Source organism: Enterococcus sp. LJL90 (assembly GCF_056924355.1).
The window spans coordinates 221,967-238,163 of the sequence record NZ_JBXPBQ010000005.1; the positions used below are offsets into that span (position 1 = coordinate 221,967).

A 16,197-nucleotide genomic window follows, 5' to 3' on the forward strand; every position below is an offset into this window, starting at 1 on the left:
CGTCTCCTTTAATGATTACGAATTAAGGTGTTCTTGAAGGTATATTTGTCAGCACGGTAATAGGAAGTATCGTAAATTATCGGAATTGCCGTGGCAGAATAGGCAATCGAATTAACTTTTAGTACAGGATCATTTTTTTTGATTTGCAAAAGCTTCGCCAACTCTTGGTCAGCTAGCATGGCCTCCACCTCTTGATGGGAATAGGCAATCTCGACAGTTTTTTCAATTAGTTCAAAAAGCGAATTCGCTAACTGTTCCTTGGTAACATCTTTGACAGTGCTGCTTTTCACGTATAAATGCTCAATTGTCATCGGCTCTTCATCAAAAGAGCGTAGCCGCTCGATATAAACCAAATCACCTTGTTTGGTCAATTGCATAGCATTTAAAATAGTTTGCGGCGCTTGCGGCGTTTGGTCATAAACTAAAACCTTTGTATTAGAAGATTTACCAAAGGCCTTTGCGGACTCGGTAAAGCCGACTAGACCCGATTTGCCGCTTTGATATTTTTCGCTCGGCTGCATCACGTAGGTGCCTTTGCCCTTCATTTTGAAAAGCAGATTTTGCTGAATCAAAAAATCAATCGCTTTGCGCACCGTCAGCCGGCTGACAGCAAATTCAGTGGCCAAATCGTATTCTGAAGGCAGCTTTTGCGAGCTGACGTAGACGCCTGTCTTGATTTTTTCTTCAATTTCTTTCGCAACGAGTTGATAACTCGGTAATTTTTCCATCCTAATCCATCCTTTTTTTTACCATTCAAAAAAACTAGTATTGGTAGCAACGCCGGAAGCAATGCTGATAAATGCCTGCTGGTCGGTTTGCGTAATAATTGCTTTAACGGCCGCTAGCTCTCTTTTTGAAACTACGACAATCAGCATTTTGCGGGACTCGTGGTCAAAGGCCCCTTCAACATCATTGACAATCGTCATGCCCCGAGAAATTTTTTCTTGGATATTCGGCACTAGCTGTGGCGCTTTTTGGGTAACAACTAATAGCTGAACCTTTTGCTGCTTAGCGTTGACATAATCAACCACCCTACCGCTGATAAAAACCGAAAAGGCGCTGTAAAAAGCATACTGCCAACCAAATAAAAAGCCCGCCGCAAATTCAATCAAGACATTAAAAACAATAAAAACTGAACCGATGCTTTGTTTGGTATATTTGCGGGCGATGATGCCGATAATGTCTAACCCACCAGTTGAAAAGTCACTGTTTAACGTAATGCCCACCGAAATTCCGTGGAGCACGCCGCCAAATAATGCGCAGATAAAAGGATCGGTAGTAATCACAAGCGGCGGAATAAGTTTCATCACAAAGGAGGTGATGACAACCGCAAAAATTGTATAGCAGGTAAATTCTTTATCGATTTTAAACCACGCGACAATCAATAGCGGCAGATTAAAAACTAAAACGAGCAAGGGAATCGACAGCTGCACATCGGCAAAGTGATTTAAACTGACGGACAATAACTGCGATAAGCCTGTGATACCGTTTGCATAAATGTTGCCAGACAACCAAAAAAAGTTTAAGGCAATCGATGATAGCACCGCATACAATAAAGCAATTCCCATTTTTGAAAAATTAGCTTTTGGCATAGCACTGATCTCCCGTTGTTTTTTTCAAGTTCATTATAACTAGTATATACTATTTTGTATATACTGTTTTAAAAATTTTTTTGTGGAAGTGAAAATGTGAAAGCTACTCTTGCTATAATAAAAATAAAAAAATTTTTATAAAGCTGTAACATTTTCCAACATCAAACGTATATAAAGTGAAGGGGGAGTGGGGATGGAAAGTTCGCAATTGGAATTGTTGTATCAGTTGTATGCTAAGGAACTATTTTTATATGCCCGCTCCTTTACCAAAGATAGTTATGGGGCTGAAGAGCTAGTCAGTGATGCTTTTTTTCAGTTGGCTATGCAAGAAGTGTTGCCTGAAAATATGAAATTCTGGCTCTTTTCAGTGGTTAAGCATCGCTTTATTGATTTGAAGCGGAAAAATCGCCGCTGGCAGCTGCTGCCGTTAGAAAAGGCGACAGAAACCAAGTCGCCACTATTTCAGTCAGCAGAAGAGCAGTTGCTTCAAAAGGAAAACTATCAGCAGCTCTATCAGGCGATCAACGATTTGAAACCACCTCAAAGTGAAATTATTTTGCTCTTTTATTTTTTACATTGGTCAACAGCCGATATTGCCCAATACTTGGGCTTAAAACCAGGGCAGGTGCGGGTACTGCTTCACCGCAGCCGCCGCAAATTGAAGGGAGTGTTAACAGATGACGGAAAAATTAACTGATTTATTGGAAAAATATCAGCGGGGGGAAGCTACTGCGACTGAGAAAAACTATGTGGAGGAACGTTTAAAAGAATTTGCTGCCCTGCAGGAGGTTTTATTGGAGCAAGAAGCTAGCGAAGCCTTTGAACTGCCGAATTTGACTGAGGCAGAAACAGTCGATTCAAAAAAATTGAAACGCCAAGTCAATCGTAAATTTTTACGATTAGGGATAGGTGTAGCTGGAATTTTACTCGTTGTTTTCGCAATTTTGCAGTGGCTGATTTTTCCATTGGCCAATTTTTTCTATTTCAATCCAACAGAAAAAATAACTCAAGAAGATGTCATTCCCTATAACATTGTGGCTGCGATTCAGACGGAGGTGACGAGTCCTTTGTATCATCTAGCAGCGGTTGATTATCAGCATAATGGCATTGGAAAATATGCTGTCACCAAAACATATCAGACCAATCTGCCAGCAGTCCCCCTGTCAAACAATCAAGAAACTTATGAAATTGTGCGGGGAAAAGTGGGGGAAACCAGCAGCAGTTTGCCTGCTGCCAGCGGTCTGCTTGGCGTTACTGGAAATCTGAGTGAAGAGAGTCGGCAATTATTTCTCGCCAACAAAGAACAAACCCTCGAAAAACTTACAGCGTTACCGGCGACTAGCGAAATCGCCGGCGGCCTGACTTTTGCTACACCACTGAGCCTTGGGGAAGTCCAGGAGATTTTTGGTACAGAAAGTTTTTTCAGTGACACCGATTATCGTGTGAACTGGTTTAGTGTGGACATCGGCGATAGTGATGGTCTGCCACTGGGCTTCAACTGGTTTGCGACCTTTGATTATGCTGCCAATTATATTGGCACGAGCAGTTCTTATCTCACAGATTTAAATGGAAAATATCCTCATCTGTTGCCGAGCACTGAGGCTGGGGCGACAGACGTTAATCTACGGCAGGACTTTAAAGAACATTTTACATCCTGCTTGCGATATCTTTTAGACAATCATGACTTATTAGAAAAGCAAAATCAGGCAGCGCCATTGTCTGCTGAATATTTGCAACAGGCCTTAGATTATATTGAAGAAAATGATGTAAAAATAACCGGCATTTATTTGTCGGCAACCACCGAACGCTATCGGGAAATCGTGGAGTCAGACCAAGTGTTGGACACGCAGATTTTGGGGACAGAGCTGTTTAGTCAGAGCTTTATGAATTCATAAAAAGAGATAGAAGAAGCAAATTGATTCCAATTTCTATTAGTTGACAAAAACCAAGAGATTCTATAGCTAGTTTGAACCAAAAGAAATATAAAGTAGTGAAAAGTAGAAAATTGGATGTATTCAGTTTTCTACTTCTTTTTAATCAATCAGAAAAGAGAAGTTAGTGGATTTTTTTAAGTTTTATATTACTTCGAAAGAAAAGTCAATTTTTCAAAGAAAAGTATTAATTACAAAAAAGATGTATCCGCTTACAATAACATTGTAAGGAATAAAAATTAGGGGGAAAAGAAGATGAAGTTTAAAAAGTTAATGACGGGTATATTTGCTGGAAGTTTATTGCTTGGAACATTGACAGCTTGTGGTACTTCAGATAGTGGTAGTGGCAGTTCTAGCTCAGAAGGCTCTGGTGAGCAGCAAACAATTCGGTTAACTTATTGGAATAGTGAAGACACAGTTAAGGAATTATTGGCTTATTTGGAGGAAGAAGTTCCAGAAGCAAAAATTGAGTTTCAATTCGTTGACAATACCAATTACAGTACAATTATTGATACTCAATTGGCAGCTGGCGAGGGGCCAGACATTATCAGTGAAACACCAGCGTCTGCTTTGAAGCATGCTCGGTTAGATTATATTGAAGATGTAACTAGTTTAACCGGAGATTATACTGAAAACGGTATTCTACCATTTACTTATGAAGGAACGGCCTATGCAGTACCAGGCATCAGCTGGTTTGAAGGACTTTTTTATAATAAAGAAATTTTTGAAACGAACGGCATTGAAATTCCGACTTCCTTTGATGAATTTATCGCCGTTTGCCAAACACTGCAAGACAAGGATATTCTACCATTAGCAGCGGGGCTAAAATCTTGGGAACCTCTTTTAAAGAGCTCAATGGCTTTTGTACAGGCTGAATACTTATCTAAACCAGCTGGAGAAAACTTTAATGAAGAGTACCGAGAAGGTGAAACAACTTTAGAAGGTAATTGGGATCCTTACATCGAACAATGGTCACAAATGATTGAGGCAGGAATTTATACTCAGGAGCAAACAGGAATTGACCATGACCAATCGTTAAAAGAATTTGCAACTGGTGAAGCGGCGATGTTTGCATCAGGAGCATGGGATGTGGAAGCAATCAAGTCGCAAAACCCTGATTTACAATTTGATATGATGCCTTGGTATGGTACTACTAGCAATGAAGGTTGGTTAGTGGGTGGACCGGGTGCTGGTTTTGCTGTCAATAAAAACTCTAAGAACAAAGACATTGCCATGAAAGTAGTAGAGGCAATCGCATCTAAAGAAGGCCAAGAAGCGTTATGGCAAAACAATGAAGGTGGCTCTTCTTATTTGAAGGATGCAGACTTCCCGTTACCTGCAGAATATGATGGCGTAAAAGAAACGATTAATGCCGGTCGGGTCGCTTGCCCTTGGGAAGAATGGGGCAGCATCGGTGATATTCATAAAGATTACGGTACAGAAATGCAAAAATATTTATTAGATGAAGAATCAATTGCTGATATGTTGACGAATGTTGATAAAGTGGCACAGGAGCTATTAGAAAAATCTGGTAATTAAATAAAACAGAGCAAGTGGAAAAGCGGTTGTAGCATAGGAAGTCGATGGTAAATTTCCAATTATTTACTAAATAGCTGAGATTGAGCACTACTTAAGGATTCAATTTCTCGGTTGCTTGTGAGACAGCCGCTTTTCAAATTTTAGATTGGAGGCGTCCATCTTGCTAAACAAAATAAGGAAACCAGCCTACGGAACACTAGGCTTCTATTTGTATGCTTTCTTAGTGCCAGCACTAGCTATCTATGCCATCTTTAGTATTATTCCTTTTTTGGCAACTTTTTATTACAGCTTTACTAATTATACAGATTTAAATCCGACAGACTTAAGCTTTGTTGGGTTGAAAAATTATATAAAAGTTTTTCAAACGCCCTTGATGATGACCGGGATTAAAAATTCAATCATCTACGCCATCATCATGACAGGCATGCAGACAGTATTAGGGTTGCCCTTAGCTGTCTTATTGAATCAAAAACTAAGAACACGTAACGCATTGAGAGCAATATTTTTTTTCCCAGCGGTATTTAGTCCACTGATTATCGGCTACTTGTGGAGTTACTTAATGTCCAGTTCCAATTATGGTTTAATCAACAACTTAATAACCAGTTTAGGGATGCAACCAATCAATTTCTTTTCCGCAGATAATGCCTTGTACTCAGTTCTTTTTACACAAATTTGGCAATGGACCGGGTGGGGTATGGTGATTTTCTTAGCCAATTTGCAAAGTATTCCCTATGACTTGTATGAAGCTGCTGAAATTGACGGAGCCTCAGCCTTACAAAAATTTTTCAGAGTCACACTGCCTTTAATGGCGCCATCAGTGAAAATTGTTGTCATTACCGGATTAGTCGGCGGTTTGAAGGTCTTTGATATCATTTATTCGATGACTAGCGGCGGTCCAGGTGATGCTACTCAGACTGTGATGACAGTTATGATGAAAAGAGGGATCTCTGAGGGCTTTTATAGCACAGGGGCTGCCTTTGGGGTTGTCTTCTTTGTGATTGTTATGATTATCAGTTTTATAGTAAATAAACTTATGAAGAAATGGAGTGACGCAATACGATGAACTCAGGACTAGAAAGTAAATCAAAAAAGAAATTGTTTGGTCTGGAAATATCCATGATAGTTCTGGCGGTAATTTGGTTCATTCCAATTTACTATCTGCTCGTCACTACCTTTAAATCTGCCAAGGATGCAACTGATAATCCTTTAAGTTTGCCTCATGAATGGTTATTTTCTAACTATACTTCCGCATGGGAAAAGATGGAATTTCCGCGGGCGTTTGGCAATACTCTAATCATTACAGTCTGCTCAGTAGTAATATTGATTATTTTATCTAGTATGGTGGGGTATGCCTTAGCCCGTAGTAAAACCAAAATTTCTAATGGCATTTTCTTATTTTTCATTGCTGGATTGGTAGTTCCCTTCCAAATGAACATCGTGAGCTTGTATAAAGTCGTTAAAATGCTAGGTTTGATGAATTCACTTGCGGCAGTCATTTTTGTAAATATCGCCATTAATTTACCACAGGCGATTTTTCTTTTTAAAGAATTTATCGAATCGACTATTCCAATTGAGTTGGAAGAAGCCGCTGAAGTGGATGGCGCCGGCGTGTTACGACGCTTTTTCCAAATAGTATTTCCGTTATTGACGCCTGTTATTTCAACTGTGGCAATTATCACCACTTTAAATGTATGGAATGAATTTATGACACCATTATTATTTTTACAAACAAGAGATAAAGGTGTTATTTTGCAGGAAGTGTCCCGTAATATTGGGCAGTTTTCAACCGACTGGACAGCACTATTCCCAATGATGATGCTAGGGGTTGCACCATTAATAGTCTTTTATTTGTTCATGCAAAAATATATTATTGCCGGTGTTTCAGCAGGAGCAGTGAAGGGCTAATGATGACACTTGAACAGTTCAAAAAAATCTTAATTTTAATGCCTCACCCTGATGATGAGGTGCTGTTGAGTGGTGGCATAATTTTTCAAGGGCTGCAGCTTAACAAGCAAGTAAAAGTTGTTCTAGCAACAACCGGGGACTATGACGCCCCGCATCGAGAAATCGGGAAAAAGCGAATGTTAGAAAGTATAGCGGCTTGTAAGTTGTTGGGACTTTCTGAGAATAAACTAATTTTTATGGGTTACCCAGACACTGGGATGTCCTATGGTAATAGCTTTTTATACAATTTATTTTTAGAACAAGACGCCTATGCTATTCATGATGGAAAAGCGGGCCGCTCTACATATGGACCTATTGGAAATGATTCTTTTCATGAGCTTTGGACAGGTGAAGCTGGCATGTATACGAGAACAACCTTCAAAGAAGATTTAAAACAAATTCTTATGAACGAGCAAGCAGATGCTATTTTTACTACTTCAGAATATGATTTGCATGGTGATCATGTTGGATTGTTTTGGTTTTTACAGGACGCCTTAGCAGAAATTCCTGATTATTCACCAACTGTCTATGCTGGAATTGTTCATTCTTTCGATGGAGATGACAACTGGCCTTTAAGGAATCATCATGAATTAGCTTTTTCTGAACCAAAAACTCTAGCAGAAACTGACTTCATATGGAGTGAGCGCAAGGTATTTCCGATGCTACCAGAGATGTTAGCTGAACCTGCTGGAAATTTAAAGGCACAAGCATTAGCCAGTCATGTAACAGCAATGAAACCTGATGATGCAGCGTATCTGTCTGCCTTTGTTAAAAATGAGGAAATATTTTGGGAAGTGGGGGTTAAATAGTGAAAAAACAACAACGTATTTATCCAGTTGAGCCATGGATAGTTAGAGAGATTGGCTTTGATCCGAAAAATAATTATCGCAATGAGACAACCTTTTCATTATCGAATGGCTATATTGGCACTCGTGGTACTTTAGCGGAAAGCTACCCTTTTACAATTGATGAGGGATTAGAAGGTAATTTTATCAATGGTTTTTACGATAGCGACCAAGTCCGTTACGGAGAATGGAATTATGGTTTTCCTGAATGGAGTCAGAGTCTTCTAAATGTTCCGAATATGAAAAAAATTGGCGTGAGTATTGAAGATGAGTTATTTGATTTATTTACTGGAGACATTATCAGCTATGAACGTAAGCTTGACATGAAACGCGGCATTGTCTCACGGGATATTGTATGGCGTTCTCCTAGTCAAAGAGAACTCCAAATCCATTCTGAAGAATTGGTTTCGCTGGAAAATAAACATTTGATGTTCCAGCTTTATGAAGTAACCCCTTTGAATTTTTCCGGCGAAATCAATTTCCATCTGAAACTTGATGGCAAAATTCAAAATCATACCCGCAAGACAAATCCCTTAGTTGACTATGGTCCCTTTGGGCAGCGGCTGCAACATAAACAGGTGAGTTTTTCAGATAATTTAATGTATTATCAAGGGACAACAAAACATAGCCAGTTATCCCTTGGCTGTGGTTGCAGTATTATGTTTAACCAACCTACTCTTGGTGAAGCAAATGTAATTGAAGAATCCTGTGAGGCAACGTATACCATACAAGGTAAAGAGCAGCAGACCATAAGACTTACCAAAGCACTGGCGTATGTTACTAACCAAGACTTGGAAAAAACTGATTTTAAGAATTTTATTCAAGAGACTTTAGCTGAAGCAACAGAGTTAGACTATTCATTTTACGCTGAGAAACAAGCTGAGCATTTTCAAAAATTTTGGGATTATGCGGCAATTGAAATTTTTGGAGATGAAGAGACAGAGCAAGGCCTGAGATTTAACATGTTCCACGTTTTTCAGCATGCTGGAAGAGACGGTCTACGGGGGATGCCGGCAAAAGGCTTAAGCGGTGAAGGATACGAAGGACATTATTTTTGGGACACAGAAATATACATGCTTCCATTATTCACTTATACGAATCCTGAAATCGCTCAAAAATTATTGAGTTATCGGTACCATACACTGCCAGAAGCTCGTGATCGGGCTCGGATTCTCGGTCATCAAAAGGGGGCATTATATCCTTGGCGAACGATTAATGGACAAGAGGCTTCGACCTATTTTCCTTTAGGAACTGCTCAGTATCATATTAATGCAGATATTGCCTATGCTTTTATGCACTATTATCGAATCACCGGAGACAGTGATTTCTTATTTGCAGAAGGCTGTGAAGTATTAGCTGAAACAGCTCGAGTATGGGCAGACGTCGGGAGTTTTTCTGAATACCGTAACAATCAATATTGTATTTGTGCGGTAACCGGGCCAGATGAGTACAACGCAATCGTTGATAATAATTTCTACACAAACTTGATGGCTCAGCAAAATCTTTATGATGCTTTAGAGGCATTGAAGCTGATGGCAGTAAATCGATCAGAAGCGTATCAGCAGTTGATTGAGAAGCTGGGGCTCACTGAGGAAGAGCTGGCAAATTGGAAATTGATTGCGGATAATATGTATTTTCCAATGGACAAAGAAAAGGGAATCTACCTGCAAGATGATAATTATATGCTGAGAAAGCCGTTGAGTGAAGCGACTATTCCGGAAGAAAAAAGACATCTACTATATGAAAATTACCATCCGCTTTTTGTTTGGCGTCAACGGATGAGTAAACAGGCCGATGCTGTTTTAGGACTATACCTACATGGCGATAAATTCACTTCAGATGAATTGGTGCAAAACTATGACTTTTATCAGAAAGTCACTCTGCATCATTCGTCACTCTCCACGGCAATTTTTGGGATTATAGCCAGTCAAATTGGTAAACTAGCTGAGAGCTATGCCTATTTTATGGATTCCGCTCGAATGGATTTGGATGATTACCATCATAATTTTTATGCTGGTATTCATGCTGCAAATATGGCTGGCACCTGGCAGTTTGTCGTCAATGGTTTTGGTGGGGTGAGGCTCAACGCTGGCAAGCTAACAATTGCACCGGTTTTACCAGAACAGTGGCAAGGATATCGCTTCAAACTTCAATACCAAAAAGGTGTATTTGAGATTGAGCGGACTAAAGAACAGGCAAAAGTGACGTTAATTCACAGTAATCAACTGCAAGAGCTGACTTTTAATGGTGTAAGAATCTCATTAAAACAAGGAGAAAGCTATGTTCAAAAAATATAAAGCAATTTTTTTCGATTGGGATGGGACTGCCGTCTTATCCAGAAATGCTTCCGTTGATGAGATAATCGCCGCCATGAAGCAATTGCTTGAGAAAGAAATCAGATTAGTGATTGTAAGTGGAACCACGTATGAGAATATTGCAGGTGGCAAGTTACATGAGTATTTTTCGTCAGATGAACTGGCTAATCTTTATTTAGGTCTAGGACGAGGAGCCTACAATTATCAGTTTGAGCAAGGTAAACGGCAAACTTTTTCAGATAATTTACCGAAAGATCAAAGTGAATTGTTGTTGATTCATCAAATTTGTTTTGAGATTCATCAATCATTATTGCGGGATTATGGGATTGCCAGTGACATTGTGTTTTCAAGACCTAATTATTGTAAAATTGATATTTTGGTGAATCAAGACCGTGGAGAGCAACTTTTCTTTCAAGGAGAAGACTTGCAAAAAGTATTAGCTCTGTTGGAAAAGCATCAATTTGCGGGTTCGTTAGCTGATTTATTAGCTTATTGTCAGCAAATTTCTGTTAAGCAGGGCTTGCCATTGAAAATCACTAGTGATGCAAAATACTTAGAAGTTGGCCTCTCTGATAAAAGTGATAATGTCGATAGTATTCTGCAGCGATTAAATGAAAAAGCAATAACCGCTGCAGATTGCAGCTTTTGGGGCGATGAGTTTGTTGAATATGCTGACGGCTTATTTGGTAGTGATAGCTATATGCAGACAACAAAGGCTGCAGCAGGGGATTTCTTTGATGTCTCTGATGCTGTGGGACAACGGCCTAAAGGAGTTCAAGTGCTGGGCGGCGGTGTACCGACCTTTCTCAGTTTTTTGCAAGAACAAACTAGGCTATAAGGTAAGAATAGTTGGGCTTAAACAGGTGTCTGGAAATTATGCAGATATAAATGAGACAATTTAAATACCGGAAACCACAGGGCTATTTTTCAAAAGTGAAAGATAGCTTTGCGGTTTTTCCTGCTCAATTAATCTCTGCTTGAAGACTGTTGAAATAATCATCAACCACCCTAGAGTACAAAAACCTTTTTTGTAGCTGGAAAGGTAAGGGAATTGTTATATAATTAAATTGTATATAGATGAGTTTGTGATATTAGTTAGAACAAAGCCGAACTTTTACGAACGATATCTAGTGACAAACACTAGATATTGTCAATTTGCGATGAGGAGCTACTGAACCGCTGGAGCAAGAATCATATAGTTTGGGATTTCATCTGTTAATAAGACTAATATCATAGGTTACTTGGAAAGTTATTTTTAGTAGAAATGAAAGCGCAAACTAAAGAGTGGAACGAAAATTACTCTAAAATCTTTTTGGAGCATGGAGGATTGAAAGGGAGCGAAGTTTTAAGGGGGCTGAATTATGCGCAATATGTTGCTAGTTGATGACCAGAGGGAAGAGAGAAACGGCATCAAGTATTTGATTGAAAAATTTAATTTCCCAATCAAAACCTATGAGGCTGCCAATGGTTTAGAGGCATTGGAAATATTACAAAGTCAAAAAATAGATATCCTGCTTACGGATGTCAAAATGCCATTGATGGATGGTATTGCTCTTGTTTCACAAGTCAATCAAGATTTTCCACAGGTCATCAGAATCATTTTCAGTTCCTATGGGGAGTTTGATTATGCCAAAGGAGCCATGGAGGCCAATGTCAGATATTATCTTTTAAAACCAATCGAGATAGAGGAATTTGCTAAAGTAATTAATGAGGCTTTAAAGGAGCTGGCAACTCGAGAGCTTAAAGAAAAAAATCAAAGTCAAGAAGAGCTGACCCGCAGTCTAAGTCGATTATTTATGAATTCAAAAATTGGGAATTGGCCTCTTCAAATTTCCAGTATTTTAGACGAATATTTACAAGGGAAACAATTGCAACTACTAGAATTGGACTTCCCGACAGAGCTAACTGAACCAGAGCGAAGCATGGTAATCAAACAGTTCGATCAATTCAAAGAAGCATCTAAATTTTATGTCAAAATTGATAATAAGACTCTCTTTATTCTGTTAGTCAGTACAAAAAAATTTGTCAAGGAACGAGTGAGAGATTTTGCTTCAAGAAGTATTATCCATTTGAAACAGACACAGAAAATTTACCCACGGATAATTGTCATGGAGGAGGTTGATCAACTGCCGCTTTTTTTACGGAAATTAACGAAGCTTGAGAAATATCATCGAGAATTTCTACTAGCCCAGAACCAGCTTTATCCAGAAACCGAGATTGAAGAGTATAAAGAGGATCGGCGCCCTTTTGATATTCACTTAGAAGCTTGCTTAAATGCGATAGGAAGAAAAGAAAATCATGAGCTGGCAGCAGCTTTCTCACAGCTTGCAAAGTTGATTGATAGACAAGTTATTTTGACTACTAGTCTAGCTCAGCAAATTTTTTTTGAGCTCAGCTCTACTCTAGAAAAAACCTATTTTAAACAATTGCCCAAAAGCTATAATACCGGATGGCAATCGATAGCAGATTTTTCTCACTCTTTGATGAAGGTCACTGAATTTTACCAAGGCTTGGCTCAGCAAGGTCAGATTGATATTTCACGGCAAATTTTAAACTATATCGAACGTAACTATCTGCATGATATTAGTTTAGAAGACATTGCCAATGACTTAAACTTCTCTAGCAGTCACCTTAGTGTGCTTTATAAACAGGAAACCGGCCGGACCATCATGGGAGATTTAGCGAATTTTCGGTTAAAAAAAGCGAAGCAGCTACTAGACACAACAAATTTAAAAGTGATTCAAATTGCGGAAAAGGTTGGCTACAAAAACCATTCCTATTTTGACAGGGTGTTTAAAAAGCAATATGGTGTTACGCCGAATCATTATCGTAAAATGAAGTAACTATACTGGGGAGCAGGCCGATGAAATTTAAAAAGTGGTTTTTTCATAATGCAGGTTTAAGAACAAAATTGGTCTTGAGTTATAGTTTTTTGGTGTGCCTGCCGATAGTTTTAATTGGCTTTTTCTCATTTTACCTTTCTTATCAGGCAGCGGAAAAGCAGATTGTCAGTAATATGAGCAACAACATCAAAATTATGAGCAATGAACTTGCCAGTCAGCTAGAGGGGGAAATGAAAAATGTGAATTTTTTGGCATACAATAAAGAATTTCGCGATGATATTGTTGAATACCAAGATAATCCCATAGAGCTGGCAAGAATTTTAACTCAAAAAATTGAACCAACCTTTTCTTACTATTTGGCTAGTGATCAAAATATTAAAGAGATTGTCGTCTCTTCACCATATTTTAGTAGGGCCATCGGAAACTATTTTGTTCCAATGGAAGATTTAAATGAGTCGGCTATTGAAAGTAATGCAAAGGTCGTTTGGGATACAGTTGAGCAACAGCTTTACATTGATCGGAAAATTCTCGATGCCACTTCAAGCACCCGGGTAATCGGCCACATCCGTTTTAATCTATTTCCGTCTTTTTTTAGCTACGCTTTAGCTACGCTTTAGCAAATGATAATATCGAGATGGGCAGCTTAGTTTTAACAGATGCTGCTGGAAATTTAGTTTATCAGCAGAGCACCGAGTCTATTGCAGAATCCATTATAGAGGATGTTCAGTTCGGTAAAAGTCAAGAGGTGGTGCAGGAGGGCTATTTCGTTAAAAAAATTGCGGTTGAAAATACAGATTGGCAGCTCGCTTACTTAGTAAGCAAGCAGGAAGTTACCGGGATTTTATGGCCAATTATTCAACAAACAATCTTGGTATTAATTATCTGCTTAATGTTTTCCATCATTTTAATTTCCTATTTGTCAAAACAAATTACGTCCCGTTTGTATCAATTGAGTGCAGATTCAGATTCAGTTGCCAATGGTGCTTTAAATAGTATAGAGTTTACTGAAGATCAAGATGAAATTGGTATTGTGACCAATAGTATTGCCAAGATGCAGCAATCGCAGCATGAATTGACCGAAAAGCTGGTGACATCTGAAATTGAGCGTAGTGATGTCGAGAAAAAATCATTGCAGTCAATGATTCATCCTCATTTTCTCTACAATACTTTGTCCAGTATGAAGTGGAAGGCGATTTATCATGATGAGACAGAGATAGCCCAAGGGCTTTCTTGGCTGGCAACTTTTTATCGAACTAGTCTCAACAGCGGCCATTTCTTCACCACAGTTGAAAATGAGTTAGAGAACGTCCATGCTTATATTGACCTTCAACAAGTTATGCATGAGCAAAAATTCACGGTCAATGAATCTGTTGAGGAAGAGACATTAGCCTGCCGCATGCCTAATTTTCTGTTGCAGCCCTTGATTGAGAATGGTATTCAGCATGGCTTTGCAATGAATGATATGAAGGGGCTAGCGTCTATTTTAAATATCCGAATTTATTTGTCTGAAGACCAGCTGATAATTGAAATTGAAAACAACGGAGCAACCTTTGACCGTGAAAAGTTGGCAAGGGCCTTGGAACACAAGGGCAATGGATATGGCTTATATAATCTTCGACGGCGCTTAGAATTAGCCTATGGTGAAAGAGGACATATCTATTTTGAAGAAATAGCAGCCGATTTTACCAGAATCCGGATTGTAATCCCTAAAGAGAGTAATGAGAGTTAAAAGCCACAGAGAGAGTTTTATGTAGAAAGGGCAGCCAGCTTTAGGGGGTGCCAGCTGATACGTTACGGTGAACCTCTTTATGAATAATATGCTTCAAATAATTCATCTGTAAAAACTTGGCACAGCTATATGATAAGCGAATTGTTCTTATCAAACTGTTTAAATGCTGATTTCAGATAAAATCATAGTCAGAGTTTTATGAATTCATAAAAAAACGAATCAGTTACTAGCAAATGCCAAGTAACTGATTCGTTTTTGCTTATTTTTGAAAACAAATTTTCCCTCGATAAAAACTCGTTTCTACCGGCGTTTTACGGGCCACAAACTCAGCAGAACAGCTGCTATCAGTTAAAATAAAATTAGCTGGCTTGCCGTTGGTTAAAAAATTTTCGGGTCCCATTGTGGTTTGTCCGGTGATAAGGCTTAAGGCTTCAGTCAAGGCTTCCTGAGTGGTGAGTTGGTAAATTTCTGTGTAACGGTTCAGCTTTTCTAAGACGCTGCCATCTCCAAAAGGCGACCAAGAATCATCAATATTATCACAGCCTAAAGCAAGCTGTACACCAGCTTGACGAATTTCTTCTAACGGTGGTCTAACCCTGTCCAGCGGTACGCTGGAAATCAGCGAGATACCTTGCTCAGCCAGACCGTGGAAAATTTCTTGGCTTTCCTGCGGCGAAAAATCCTGTAAGCCATAGCCGTGGCTGATGGTAACGCGGTTTTGCCAACCGGCGTCTACCGTTAGCGCCATCATTTTTTGATAGGTCTGCCGAGCAGCGTCGCCCCGCTCGTGGAGGTGAATATCAATGGGCACGTTAAACTGCGTTGCCAAATCAAAGGTTTGCTGCAATGATTTTTCCAGATTGCCATCCAAAGAGAAAGGATCGACACCGCCGACGAGGGTGGCGCCATTTGCCAAGGCGTGTTTCATCTCGTCGTAGGCTTCAGATAATAACAAACCATGCTGCGGAAAGGCGACCAGCTCGTAACCAAATTTCCCCTGATATTTGGCCAAGACAGCCTGAGCTTGTTCTAAAAATTTTTGACCAATTTTCGGATGGACATCAATGTGGGAACGGAAAAAAGTGGTGCCATTAGCTAATTCTAGCTCAATCAAACGGCTCATTCGGTCTTCAAATGAGGCATTGACCGCTGTTAAGTCGCTGATTTCCTGAGTAAAGCGCTCAACAATTGAGGCGGCCGGTTTGATTGGTGCCCAAGGCAGACCGAGTTTGCTTTTATCAAAATGACAATGCATCTCACGAATCGCCGGCAGCACTAATAATCCGCGGCCATTAAAATCATCTTTAGCTGGCTCAAAATTTTGCGCTGGCCGGATTTCCGCAATTAAGCCATCCACCAGTTTAATATCCACATTTTTAGTTGCTGTGCCAGAGGTAATGCCCGCTGTTTGCAGGTAGTCTGTTTCAATTTTTACGTTGTAAAGCCATCTTGTTGTCAT

The 16,197-nt window shown here is 39.4% G+C and carries 14 protein-coding genes; 11 read left to right on the forward strand and 3 right to left on the reverse strand.

The window, feature by feature from the left end; all coding sequences use genetic code 11:
* Positions 1–8: 8 nt before the first annotated feature.
* Together AC1Z3S_RS12915 and AC1Z3S_RS12920 are read right to left on the reverse strand one after the other, a co-directional pair.
* Positions 9–728 carry a GntR family transcriptional regulator, LSA1692 subfamily gene (locus AC1Z3S_RS12915; protein WP_461740704.1) on the reverse strand — a complete coding sequence of 240 codons (720 nt, stop codon included), beginning with the start codon at positions 726–728 and terminating at the stop codon, positions 9–11.
* Positions 729–746: 18 nt separating this feature from the next.
* Positions 747–1,592, reverse strand: coding sequence for a YitT family protein (locus AC1Z3S_RS12920; protein WP_461740705.1), 846 nt, complete (start codon positions 1,590–1,592; stop codon positions 747–749).
* 193 nt (positions 1,593–1,785) lie between these two features.
* Here AC1Z3S_RS12920 and AC1Z3S_RS12925 point away from each other — a divergent pair, with 193 nt between their 5' ends.
* The 11 genes from AC1Z3S_RS12925 to AC1Z3S_RS12975 all read left to right on the forward strand — a co-directional run bounded on the left by AC1Z3S_RS12925 (position 1,786) and on the right by AC1Z3S_RS12975 (position 14,738).
* Complete coding sequence (locus AC1Z3S_RS12925) at positions 1,786–2,289, forward strand: RNA polymerase sigma factor (protein ID WP_461740706.1); 504 nt, start codon at positions 1,786–1,788, stop codon at positions 2,287–2,289.
* The gene (locus AC1Z3S_RS12930; RefSeq protein WP_461740707.1) at positions 2,270–3,487 is read left to right on the forward strand and encodes an anti sigma factor C-terminal domain-containing protein; all 1,218 of its coding nucleotides are present in this window, start codon (positions 2,270–2,272) and stop codon (positions 3,485–3,487) included. Before AC1Z3S_RS12925 ends, AC1Z3S_RS12930 begins: the two co-directional genes overlap by 20 nt.
* Before the next feature lie 291 nt (positions 3,488–3,778).
* Positions 3,779–5,062 (forward strand): ABC transporter substrate-binding protein, encoded by a 1,284-nt coding sequence (locus tag AC1Z3S_RS12935; RefSeq protein ID WP_461740708.1) that lies wholly within the window; start codon positions 3,779–3,781, stop codon positions 5,060–5,062.
* A 160-nt stretch (positions 5,063–5,222) separates the two neighbouring features.
* On the forward strand, positions 5,223–6,125 hold the full coding sequence (locus AC1Z3S_RS12940; RefSeq protein ID WP_461738000.1) for a carbohydrate ABC transporter permease: 903 nt from the start codon (positions 5,223–5,225) through the stop codon (positions 6,123–6,125).
* Positions 6,122–6,967 carry a carbohydrate ABC transporter permease gene (locus AC1Z3S_RS12945; protein WP_461737999.1) on the forward strand — a complete coding sequence of 282 codons (846 nt, stop codon included), beginning with the start codon at positions 6,122–6,124 and terminating at the stop codon, positions 6,965–6,967. The genes AC1Z3S_RS12940 and AC1Z3S_RS12945 overlap by 4 nt, the downstream gene beginning before the upstream one ends.
* Before the next feature lie 2 nt (positions 6,968–6,969).
* The gene (locus AC1Z3S_RS12950) at positions 6,970–7,815 is read left to right on the forward strand and encodes a PIG-L deacetylase family protein (RefSeq protein WP_461740709.1); all 846 of its coding nucleotides are present in this window, start codon (positions 6,970–6,972) and stop codon (positions 7,813–7,815) included.
* Positions 7,815–10,148 (forward strand): glycoside hydrolase family 65 protein, encoded by a 2,334-nt coding sequence (locus tag AC1Z3S_RS12955; protein WP_461740710.1) that lies wholly within the window; start codon positions 7,815–7,817, stop codon positions 10,146–10,148. Before AC1Z3S_RS12950 ends, AC1Z3S_RS12955 begins: the two co-directional genes overlap by 1 nt.
* A complete protein-coding gene (locus tag AC1Z3S_RS12960) occupies positions 10,132–11,004 on the forward strand; it encodes an HAD family hydrolase (protein ID WP_461740711.1) in 873 nt (290 codons plus the stop codon). The genes AC1Z3S_RS12955 and AC1Z3S_RS12960 overlap by 17 nt, the downstream gene beginning before the upstream one ends.
* A gap of 523 nt (positions 11,005–11,527) precedes the next feature.
* Positions 11,528–13,009, forward strand: coding sequence for a response regulator (locus tag AC1Z3S_RS12965; RefSeq protein WP_461740712.1), 1,482 nt, complete (start codon positions 11,528–11,530; stop codon positions 13,007–13,009).
* Between the two features lie 20 nt (positions 13,010–13,029).
* Positions 13,030–13,626, forward strand: a complete 597-nt coding sequence (locus AC1Z3S_RS12970; protein WP_461740713.1) for a hypothetical protein — start codon at positions 13,030–13,032, stop codon at positions 13,624–13,626.
* A gap of 17 nt (positions 13,627–13,643) precedes the next feature.
* Complete coding sequence (locus AC1Z3S_RS12975; protein ID WP_461740714.1) at positions 13,644–14,738, forward strand: sensor histidine kinase; 1,095 nt, start codon at positions 13,644–13,646, stop codon at positions 14,736–14,738.
* A 259-nt stretch (positions 14,739–14,997) separates the two neighbouring features.
* On the opposite strand, the gene AC1Z3S_RS12980 is transcribed toward AC1Z3S_RS12975, so the two are convergent.
* The gene (locus AC1Z3S_RS12980) at positions 14,998–16,197 is read right to left on the reverse strand and encodes an amidohydrolase family protein (RefSeq protein ID WP_461740715.1); all 1,200 of its coding nucleotides are present in this window, start codon (positions 16,195–16,197) and stop codon (positions 14,998–15,000) included.

Bases quoted from the DNA above. Each gene is read 5' to 3' on its own strand.
- AC1Z3S_RS12965 (WP_461740712.1), top strand. From the start codon at position 11,528: ATGCGCAATATGTTGCTAGTTGATGACCAGAGGGAAGAGAGAAACGGC.
- AC1Z3S_RS12950 (WP_461740709.1), top strand. From the start codon at position 6,970: ATGACACTTGAACAGTTCAAAAAAATCTTAATTTTAATGCCTCACCCT.
- AC1Z3S_RS12960 (WP_461740711.1), top strand. From the start codon at position 10,132: ATGTTCAAAAAATATAAAGCAATTTTTTTCGATTGGGATGGGACTGCC.
- AC1Z3S_RS12945 (WP_461737999.1), top strand. From the start codon at position 6,122: ATGAACTCAGGACTAGAAAGTAAATCAAAAAAGAAATTGTTTGGTCTG.
- AC1Z3S_RS12920 (WP_461740705.1), bottom strand. From the start codon at position 1,592: ATGCCAAAAGCTAATTTTTCAAAAATGGGAATTGCTTTATTGTATGCG.
- AC1Z3S_RS12970 (WP_461740713.1), top strand. From the start codon at position 13,030: ATGAAATTTAAAAAGTGGTTTTTTCATAATGCAGGTTTAAGAACAAAA.
- AC1Z3S_RS12935 (WP_461740708.1), top strand. From the start codon at position 3,779: ATGAAGTTTAAAAAGTTAATGACGGGTATATTTGCTGGAAGTTTATTG.
- AC1Z3S_RS12925 (WP_461740706.1), top strand. From the start codon at position 1,786: ATGGAAAGTTCGCAATTGGAATTGTTGTATCAGTTGTATGCTAAGGAA.
- AC1Z3S_RS12975 (WP_461740714.1), top strand. From the start codon at position 13,644: ATGGGCAGCTTAGTTTTAACAGATGCTGCTGGAAATTTAGTTTATCAG.
- AC1Z3S_RS12915 (WP_461740704.1), bottom strand. From the start codon at position 728: ATGGAAAAATTACCGAGTTATCAACTCGTTGCGAAAGAAATTGAAGAA.
- AC1Z3S_RS12980 (WP_461740715.1), bottom strand. From the start codon at position 16,197: ATGACAACAAGATGGCTTTACAACGTAAAAATTGAAACAGACTACCTG.
- AC1Z3S_RS12930 (WP_461740707.1), top strand. From the start codon at position 2,270: ATGACGGAAAAATTAACTGATTTATTGGAAAAATATCAGCGGGGGGAA.